The sequence below is a fragment of the Picosynechococcus sp. NKBG042902 genome (assembly GCF_963864045.1).
Taxonomy (GTDB): Bacteria; Cyanobacteriota; Cyanobacteriia; order Cyanobacteriales; family MRBY01; genus MRBY01.
In genome coordinates, this window is the sequence record NZ_CAWLTV010000035.1 from 1 (window position 1) to 8713 (window position 8713).

The 8713-nt window shown below is 45.9% G+C and carries 8 protein-coding genes and 1 CRISPR repeat array; of the genes, 1 reads left to right on the forward strand and 7 read right to left on the reverse strand.

The features are described 5' to 3' along the window. The 7 genes from AACR41_RS16490 to AACR41_RS00565 all read right to left on the reverse strand — a co-directional run. A partial coding sequence (locus tag AACR41_RS16490) for a hypothetical protein (protein WP_445260562.1) occupies positions 1 to 228 on the reverse strand: 228 nt, incomplete at its 3' end. A gap of 488 nt (positions 229 to 716) precedes the next feature. After that, the gene (locus tag AACR41_RS00540; protein WP_045442658.1) at positions 717 to 1151 is read right to left on the reverse strand and encodes a hypothetical protein; all 435 of its coding nucleotides are present in this window, start codon (positions 1149 to 1151) and stop codon (positions 717 to 719) included. Positions 1152 to 1183: 32 nt separating this feature from the next. Further along, complete coding sequence (locus tag AACR41_RS00545) at positions 1184 to 3037, reverse strand: hypothetical protein (RefSeq protein WP_030008270.1); 1854 nt, start codon at positions 3035 to 3037, stop codon at positions 1184 to 1186. Then, a complete protein-coding gene (locus AACR41_RS00550) occupies positions 3034 to 3330 on the reverse strand; it encodes a hypothetical protein (protein WP_030008271.1) in 297 nt (98 codons plus the stop codon). The genes AACR41_RS00545 and AACR41_RS00550 overlap by 4 nt, the downstream gene beginning before the upstream one ends. A 70-nt stretch (positions 3331 to 3400) precedes the next feature. Further along, positions 3401 to 3670, reverse strand: coding sequence for a hypothetical protein (locus AACR41_RS00555; protein ID WP_030008272.1), 270 nt, complete (start codon positions 3668 to 3670; stop codon positions 3401 to 3403). Then, the gene (locus AACR41_RS00560; RefSeq protein ID WP_030008273.1) at positions 3667 to 6534 is read right to left on the reverse strand and encodes an FtsK/SpoIIIE domain-containing protein; all 2868 of its coding nucleotides are present in this window, start codon (positions 6532 to 6534) and stop codon (positions 3667 to 3669) included. The genes AACR41_RS00555 and AACR41_RS00560 overlap by 4 nt, the downstream gene beginning before the upstream one ends. Before the next feature lie 40 nt (positions 6535 to 6574). Next, complete coding sequence (locus AACR41_RS00565) at positions 6575 to 6919, reverse strand: hypothetical protein (protein ID WP_030008274.1); 345 nt, start codon at positions 6917 to 6919, stop codon at positions 6575 to 6577. 264 nt (positions 6920 to 7183) lie between these two features. Between AACR41_RS00565 and AACR41_RS00570 the strand changes: the two genes are divergently transcribed. Further along, positions 7184 to 7870 (forward strand): GNAT family N-acetyltransferase, encoded by a 687-nt coding sequence (locus tag AACR41_RS00570; RefSeq protein ID WP_161768756.1) that lies wholly within the window; start codon positions 7184 to 7186, stop codon positions 7868 to 7870. A gap of 375 nt (positions 7871 to 8245) precedes the next feature. After that, positions 8246 to 8671: direct repeats of the CRISPR family, unit length 35 nt; unit sequence CTTTCCAACCCAACTCCCCGCAAGGGGACGGAAAC. Positions 8672 to 8713 lie beyond the last annotated feature (42 nt).

Sequence of the window (8713 nt, forward strand, 5' to 3'; positions counted from 1 at the left end):
CTTATAGACTCCTATGCCAATTGCTCCCTCCTTTCCAACCCAACTCCCCGCAAGGGGGACGGAAACGGGCGCACATTTCTGCGCACGGCTGGCTTGATTTTGAGAGATGATGCTTTCCAACCCAACTCCCCGCAAGGGGACGGAAACGTTTTCGCTTTCTTCCTGTCGCCCGACGGGAAGAAATACAAGCTTTCCAACCCAACTCCCCGCAAGGGGACGGAAACCCATGGCTCCCCCCCTTTACTAAGGGGGTTGGGGGGGATCCCACCCCTTAGCTACTAACAACTAGAACTTGACTTCCTTACGCCCTCTCCTTTACAGCAGTAGGGATTGGGGAGATCCCACCCTTTCCAAAAAACAGCCGCAATTAACGGCACTCTTTTACCTCGCTGAGGGTAGATCCCCCCTGGCCCCCCTTACGAAGGGGGGAATATTTGCCTTGTCGTTTTGAGCTTAAAAATAAAATTCACTTAGGGGGACGGAAACTGATAGCTCTCTCCTTTACGACAGGAAAGTTGGGGAGCCCACCTTTCAAAAAACAGCCATAATTAACAGCACTCTTTTACCCCGATGGGAGTAGATCCCCCCTAGCCCCCTTTTTGTAAGGGGGGAATGTTGTTTTGCCGTATTTATTTCATTCTTTTAGTCCCCCTAGGGGGATGAAAACTCCTTAGCGATAATGAAATTTATTAGGCGAAGTTGTTAGGCGATCGCCACTAATCACAACAACTGTTCGCCTGAGCAATCAACTGATCAATGAGCGAAAGCTCCGATTTTGCCGCCGCATTCTGTTCCTGAAAAACACCATATTCACTATAGAACCTTGCGATATCCTGCTTCGCCGCATCAATTAAGACCTCAATTTGTGCCGATAATTGATTCGCCTCTTGAATCCATTGCTTAGCCGACTGCAACTTCTCATCAGTTGTATTCAACATGAATAACTGCCGTGATAGAGCGGCCAAAAATTCCTGACTATCTTTTTCGTGGGGCGAAAAATAACGTTGATTGAGTTGTGTCGCCGCATCATCTTGCCAAATTTTTTGTATCCTCCGGCGATAATCCTGCAATTCCCTCGATCTCTGTTTCAGCTTCCAAAGTGATTCTTCTAGCTCGGAGCGCTGATTAATATACCAAGTAGATTCTTCCATAAGCCTTAACGTTTACTGCTGCTTTGATCACTTTATTCCGTCATCGATGACCGTACTTCATTTAAAGCCCTGGTTAACTTTGCTTTTTGCTGAGGCTTAGGCAAATCTGGATACACCTTTTGAGCGAAACGCTCTAGTAGATTCGATAATTCTTGCTTCGCCTCTTTTCGCTCATAGGGCTGTTTATCATTATTGCCGACGATGCTAATCAGTTCCAGGAACTGCTCTCGATCTTGTTTATATTGTTCTTGCCCTAACTTATTCAAAAGACCAGGGTGTTTTTCCTGAGGTTTGTTTTTTTGCGGTTTAGAGGCAGTGGGCGACAAAATAAAATCTTCAAGGGAAAATCTTTTTAATAAACTCGTAGAGAGTGTTTTTGATTTGGGGTTAAATTTCGTGCGAAACACCTCATATCCGACATCAGCCCCGTTATTTTGTTCGATTTTGTCCAGAATATCCCGTGCTATTTGTGCTTCCTTCTCCGGCGCATTAATATAAGGAGCCTTCTTCCCTTCGAGAATTTTAGTACAGATATCAACTACGTAGTCTCTCTTTTTTTGACGCTCCGACAACTGACTGTTTTGACCTTTAAACTCAGCGACCACAACTTTACCAGTATTGGGATCAAAATATACCCCATCAAACCCTTGCGGAAACGAAACATACTTTTCGTCTGGTGACAGTATCGGTTCATAACCTAAAATATTTTGCACCATTTGGTCGCCGTATGCTTCACCGATATATGCCGAGAGATCTCTTTTGTCCTCAACAGGATTATTTTCATAGTATTGAATAATTTCTTCCATCTCTTGGTCATCAATCTCCCAATTATGGGATGCGATCGCCTTTGATTTTTTGGGGGATGTCTTTGTATTTTTAGGATTCGTGGCACTCGCTCCGGTGGCCCACAAATCAGCAGTAGTCTGATTAAACCGCACCAACTGATCCCTACGGTCAGTTAACTCGTTATTACCATCAACCGCTAAATTACGGGCTGAGTTCGCTTTTGTTCTGGCAACTATCAAACTCTGGCGGGATTGGGCGACAATACTATCAGTCTCTTTAACTTGATTGATCGCTTGCTGAACCAGTTCCGTTTCTGCCGTCGCATTACTCTTTGCTTTGGCGATCGCCCGATCCGCAGAGGTCGCACTCTCATTACTCCGCTCTGCTTCATTGAGCGCCTGGTCTGCCTGTTCCATGGCGATCGCCGCATGTTGTACTGCCCGCTCAGCATAGCCCACAGCTTGCTGACAGCAACGCACCCTAGCCTTGGCACTTTCTAGCTCTGCTTTTGCATCACGGACTTCGATTTTGGCTAATTGGACATCTTCTCTGGCCGATTCAAGCTCTGCTTGGGCATTATTGTAGGCCCGTTCTTCGCCCCTACAGTTGTTCCGCTCCGGATCATTCCTACAACGACGTAGCCGCACTTCAGCAGACTCAAAATCTCTTTTTGCCGTCTCCAGATATCTTTGGGCCTCTTCGTACATTTGGATTGCCCTTGCTAATCGTTCTTCTGCCCTGGCTTGCCACACCAGAGCTGCTTCTAGTTCATTTTCCCAAACTGTGAGTGTGGTCTCTGCCCGTTGACTGGCTTGGGTTACCTGGCCTAAAGTCTGCTGGGCGATGTTTATCGCATTATGGGACTTTGACAATAGGGCCTGAATATCTGTATCAAATTTGTTGACATCTTCCCTATCCGATTGCACTTGATTCAGTGCAATTGCCGTTGCGCGCGTGGCATGATTAATGCGTTCTTGGGCATGATTTTGGGTAGATTCAGCTTCTCCGAGGATCTCGTCAGAGGCTATATTAAAGCAAGCAAAGTCTTTTTGAAGACTGTCAAAATTTTGAATTAAAATACGGGGATCATAGCGACTCATAGACCACGCTCCTGTTTGTTCAATTCTTGTAACGCGGCAATACGCTCATTGAGTAGAACTTTAATCTTTTGTGACTGATTAATATAGGCTTTAAACCGAGCATCTGTTTGTAGCCACCCTGCGCGAAATTGCTTTGCATAGTCTCCTTCTGAGACCGCATTAAATGCCCGCCATCGCTTTTCTAATTGGGTATATTCTGTGGTCAGTTGAGCAATGTGCCGTTCTAGACTCTTGCGATATGCTTCTAAACCCGCAAGTAAGCGTCGAGTATCTGTCGCACCACTGTAGGCCATTGTTTTTTTATCTCCTTTAGGTATGAATATGGAGTTTTAGTTGATGGTTAGGCATCATGGGCCTGAATGACTAACCCCGCAGATAACGATTCAGGTCTTGCAACTTTTTTTTGAGAAACTGACTATAGGCGGGGGCTTCCCGTTTTAGATAATTTTTCATGAGATCGTCGAATTCTCCCCATTGGGCGTCGTAGTTCTTGCGCATATCGTCTTGCCAAAGGGGAGACACTTGATCATGATTTTTTTGGAGATTGTTCATGGAAGCGTGGAGGTTCTTATTAAATCTCACCAGTTCTTGATGGAAATTTTTCATCTCACGAAACGTATCATTAAGGCTCATAGATTTTGACTCCATTGGGTGAGAATTTTGGCAACCTGTTCGAGCTGCTCTACTAGGGGAATTTTTGCTTCGGTACTGTAGGGCTTGAAACGTACTGAGCGATCGCTTTCGACATCGAGGTACAGAGCAGAGATGGGCTTATTACCATCCAATTGTAGGCGGGAAGCAGCACGATTACGGACAAAGGTAAAGGAATCATCTTCTGACATTTGCAAAGCGACTCGATGACGAAAAAGAACTAAATCACGGCGATCATCTATGACATTTAGCATCGCCTGTAATCCCGAAAAACTCAAAATAATATGAATCCCTAGGCGAGACCCTTCGCTACACAAACGGCGGAGCTTTTCGCCCAGTTCAGAGTAAACGGTCGTCCCATACTCATCCATTTGACGACGAATTTCATCCACCTTATCCAGTTCGGTCATAACCACAAAAATCGAGGGTTGAGCGATGCGTTCATCTTCTTCTAGGGCAAGACGTCTTTCTAATTCATCAAGTAACGTCTCAATATAGCCGCTAATATTTTTGACACTCCGGGTAAAGGTACTCGAAAATCCGGCTGGGAGAAAAACAGCTTGATGCACAGCTCGCAACGCTTCACACCACTGGGTTTCTGGCATACTGCGATCCAAAATATAGAATTTGACTGCTTGGGGATTTAGGTTCACTGCGAGGCTGACGAGCATACCGACGAGCATGCCATAGGTCGCCGTATTTTCACTGCCGACTAGTACAGCATTTTCGGTAATGCGTCGCCGTGTAACCATCATTGCCTGGCCATGTACGCTAAATTCTTGTCCTAACCACATTGCATTCGGACGCTCGGCCGAAAACCAATCTGCAATGTCTAACCCATTGTGTTGGCGCGCTTGGCGGGCTTTAGCTTGCCATTCCTTGGGGGTTAGCCAGGTAGCGTGCTCCAGTAAATTACGCAGTTGGGGGTTCTCAATCAAATTAGGTTGCTCTTTGCCGTCTAGGACAACTCGCAATGGCAAATCATCGGCGGAAAACTGAGCATGGGCTTTTTGGTAGAGTTGCTGCACTAGGCGATCGCGTTCATCGGATTCCAACAGTGCTACTTTGCCTAGCGTATTAGCACCATCGTCTCCCAGTTGGTCATTTAAAACAATCTTGCCGGGTAAATCGCAAGTCATAATTAACTGTTTACCGCGTCGGCCAAAATTCGTGAGAGCTTGCACATCATCAAATCGCATACGCATCGCCATCATCAAATGAATATTTCGGAAAATATCATCACGATGGAGCATTCCCACGGCGCTAAATCCTTGGGATCCCAGCAGCATATGGATCCCCGCAGCCCGCCCCTGCTGAGCTAGCTTTAGTAAATGACTCGACGCAATGCCGTCTTGATCCCCTTCAAAGAGTTCTTGGTATTCATCAACGAGCAGCAAAATTCTGGGTAGTTTGCCTTGGGGCTGGCCCTGATTATAATAATCAGCTAATTTTTCTACGCCAACTGAACCAAAGATCTCATAGCGATAATCCATTTCAGCGACGAGTTCTGCTAAAACACTCCGTGAGAGTTCTGGCATGGTACGCAGAGAGACCACTTCCGCGTGGGGCAAATCTCGATAGGGCTGGAATGTCACACCCGATTTGCCATCGACTAAATACATTTTTAAGTCGTCAGGGGCATAGCGAACTGCTAACCCCATAATCATCACATGGTAGAGGGTCGATTTCCCTGAACCAGTGGTTCCCCCAAGAATACCGTGGGCACAAGGCGATTCTCCTTTCTCGCCAAACCAGACTTTAAGAAGTTCGTTACTACCAAAGCCGCCAATGGGCGTTTCAATCAAGACTTGCGCTTTTTCTTGCCACCAATCTTCACTGGGCAGAGCTGCTGTTTTGTCCCAGGCGAGATCCCTTTGGGGCGGTTTAGCTTGGCTGAGTTTTTCAAAGAGTTCAGTTTGTAAATGGGCTGATGGGGCACGATCTGGCACAAACTTTAGCTGACAGGCCGTCGCATCAGATCCGCTGTAACCTTCATTTAGCCTGATATAGGCCGAATTCTCAAACCCACTGATCGACATATCGCGGGGCATAGTCTGGGATTGGTTGTAATGCAGGATTAAATACTTGCCAGCCTTGGGCCCAGTTCTGCCAATACTGTATAGAGCTTCGATGGCTCTGCGGTCATATTCGCGTGGAAAATTAGCGGCCAAAATAAATTCTAAACGCTCATTGATACGAATATCTTCTGGTAAGCGTTCAAAGGAATCGGCACTGGCATCAAGATAGGTTGCGTTAATTCTTCTGATGTCTGCACTAACTTGATCTAGATCCCGACGAATATCATCGCTAGTTTCCCGCACAAATGGCAAAGACCGCTGCATCGGAAAGGCTGCACCAGCACCAACGGGATCGACTAGGGTAAAGCGCGATTGGTGGGGCAAAGTGAGCGCGATCCGTACTGCTAAAGATTGGAGTAGGGCGATCGCCGCATCGACTGAGTGATCATCACTCACAATGATCAATGTCTTGTTCTCACCGATAAAGGGCGCAAAATGGGGGACAGCAAAGTCACGGTTCCCCCTTGATTCGACCTGTTCTCCGATCCGAATGTAGTCATTGAGATACGCTTCTGAGGGTTTCCAGGCTTGCCAGTGCTCCGTTTCCCAGCCCCTTACATCAGTCACGTTACAGTCAGCAAAATATTTTTCTAGCTCTGACTCGTTTTCTGCTAACTGAGGGCCAAAAAATGCGTCAATTTGTTTGGCAAACTTTGATCCATGGTGAAACAATAATTTGCCCCTGGCTTGTGCTGCCTCAATCTCTTTTTCGGTCGCACTAATTTTTTTTTCGAGTTCAGTAACCCGATCTTTCCAGATCCCAAACATACCTTAAACCTTAAACTTTCATGACATCTTTAAGAGTGCTCTAGTTACCCAACAGTACCAAGAAAAAAATAATTACAATAAAAACAACAATTCCAACTAGAATAAAAAACTGTCTTCTTGTGTCTTCAATCTCAGCTTGATATTGTTCGATCTGACTTTTAGCTTGTCTAATTCTTTCTGACTCTTGTTTTAATTGCCAGACCGATGCTGCTAATTCGTCAGGAGGAGTTTCGGTACCCGTTAATAGCGGTATATTTTGAGAAATATTAGCGGCACTAAACTGCCCAGAATAGGAACTAAGCTCTTTTTGTAGCTCTACGCAATCATCATATTTTTGCCAAATTTGACTACGATGATTAATGATTTTTGATATCATTTTTTTCATCTAGATAGCGGCTTTTATTAGCTTACTGCATTTTAGACAATAGGGAACATTTTTTAAGCTACAAATGGAGAGCTGTAAAGTACTGACATATATACAGAAAAAATTTGCTTCATTTTTTTAATCGCTATATTTTCGGATAGTAAAGTTCTAGGGATGAGCTCGCCCCTAGCCGACCCGCGTAACCAGACCGGATCAGCGGTGACTGTCGTTTCCTGGCCCTGCTCCTGGGAGTCATGCCAGATCAAGCTGAGATTATTCTCTCGCTTGGCGATCGCCCTGCCATCAACAAGAATACAAGTGCCTAGAAGACCCCCCTTCATGCTGGTTTATAGAATTGACTGGCTCAGAGAAGAAGTTAAGGGGGATATTACGATGCTAACCATCAAGAAACTTGTAGGAACAGATCATGACTTTTATGACTATATGCTTCAACTGCGCCATCAAGTATTCGTTGATGAACAGGGATATCCGGTTGAAAACGTAAAAAATGAATATGATCCAAGTGCCGTCCATTTTGTCGCCTTTAAAAATGACTGCTTAATCGCCACGGTGAGCTTACATATACGACAAGAAAGCTTGCCTTTACCATGTGAAAAACATACTAAGCTTCAAGAGCTATCCGACAAGCGAGCCGCCGAAATGGCAAAGTTAGTTGTTACTAAGGAGTATCGCTCTAAACCCATTGCACTATATATAATGACGGCTGCCTATGACTATTTAATAGAACATAAAATTTCTCATATCTTTGTTTGGACCTTGGCAAGGATGAACAAGAGTCTGATGTTGTATGAAAAATTTGGGTTTAAGACAGTGCGAGAGTTTGAAATTTTTGGTACCCAAAGGGCCATCCTGAAAATGTTAGATATCGGCAATGATGCGGTTTATGACACGGCCAAGGTAACTGTCCATTCCAGGGTTGCGAATGCTTATCGTCGGTATATGAAACAGTAAGTAACCCGCGACTGGGGTTTAATGTTGGTTTAAAGATTTTAAATTGCCCACATTTTACCCCAGGGCTGACAATATCCTGTCCCTAAAAGCAGTCAATCGTTACGAAATCTAAAGTTATGGCCCCAAAGCTGGCCTAATTTCCAGGGGATGTATAGACTAAAAAGCAAGTTTAGGAACTGCGATCTCCACAGGTCGCCCGAACCTTGAAAGCCGCATTATTACGTTGACCTATGGAGATGCCTTGCCCAGTCAGGGTTTCAGGCATCGAAAAAGAGTAACTTCCATGGGTTTTGGTCTGATTTTTCGGCTGTTTTGACCCCTATGGAGATCCGCAGGGTTCAAAGGCAGTCAGAGCAAAGGTTTCAAAATGGGTCTCTTTCCAACCCAACTCCCCGCAAGGGGACGGAAACAAGTTTCCCATCGTTCCCACTCCGCCTGGGCGGCGGGTTTTCTTTCCAACCCAACTCCCCGCAAGGGGACGGAAACTTGCTTATGCCAACTATAGTTCCTACCGGTGCGTTTGGACAAATTGCTCTTTCCAACCCAACTCCCCGCAAGGGGACGGAAACTGGCTGGGACGAGGAAGAAATGCCAGCCACCGAGCTTCATGCCTTTCCAACCCAACTCCCCGCAAGGGGACGGAAACTTCAAGAAGACGCGAGCCATAGGCCACACTCCTTCTTTACTTTCCAACCCAACTCCCCGCAAGGGGACGGAAACTTGGTAGCGAATCTCCACCTCTCCCGAGGTTTCGCCCGGAAGGGCCCTTTCCAACCCAACTCCCCGCAAGGGGACGGAAACCCCACTCGCCGGCAGATGCGGATGTGTTGTGGCGGACCTTTC

Bases quoted from the DNA above. Each gene is read 5' to 3' on its own strand.
- AACR41_RS00560 (WP_030008273.1), bottom strand. From the start codon at position 6,534: ATGTTTGGGATCTGGAAAGATCGGGTTACTGAACTCGAAAAAAAAATT.
- AACR41_RS00555 (WP_030008272.1), bottom strand. From the start codon at position 3,670: ATGAGCCTTAATGATACGTTTCGTGAGATGAAAAATTTCCATCAAGAA.
- AACR41_RS00565 (WP_030008274.1), bottom strand. From the start codon at position 6,919: ATGAAAAAAATGATATCAAAAATCATTAATCATCGTAGTCAAATTTGG.
- AACR41_RS00545 (WP_030008270.1), bottom strand. From the start codon at position 3,037: ATGAGTCGCTATGATCCCCGTATTTTAATTCAAAATTTTGACAGTCTT.
- AACR41_RS00550 (WP_030008271.1), bottom strand. From the start codon at position 3,330: ATGGCCTACAGTGGTGCGACAGATACTCGACGCTTACTTGCGGGTTTA.
- AACR41_RS00540 (WP_045442658.1), bottom strand. From the start codon at position 1,151: ATGGAAGAATCTACTTGGTATATTAATCAGCGCTCCGAGCTAGAAGAA.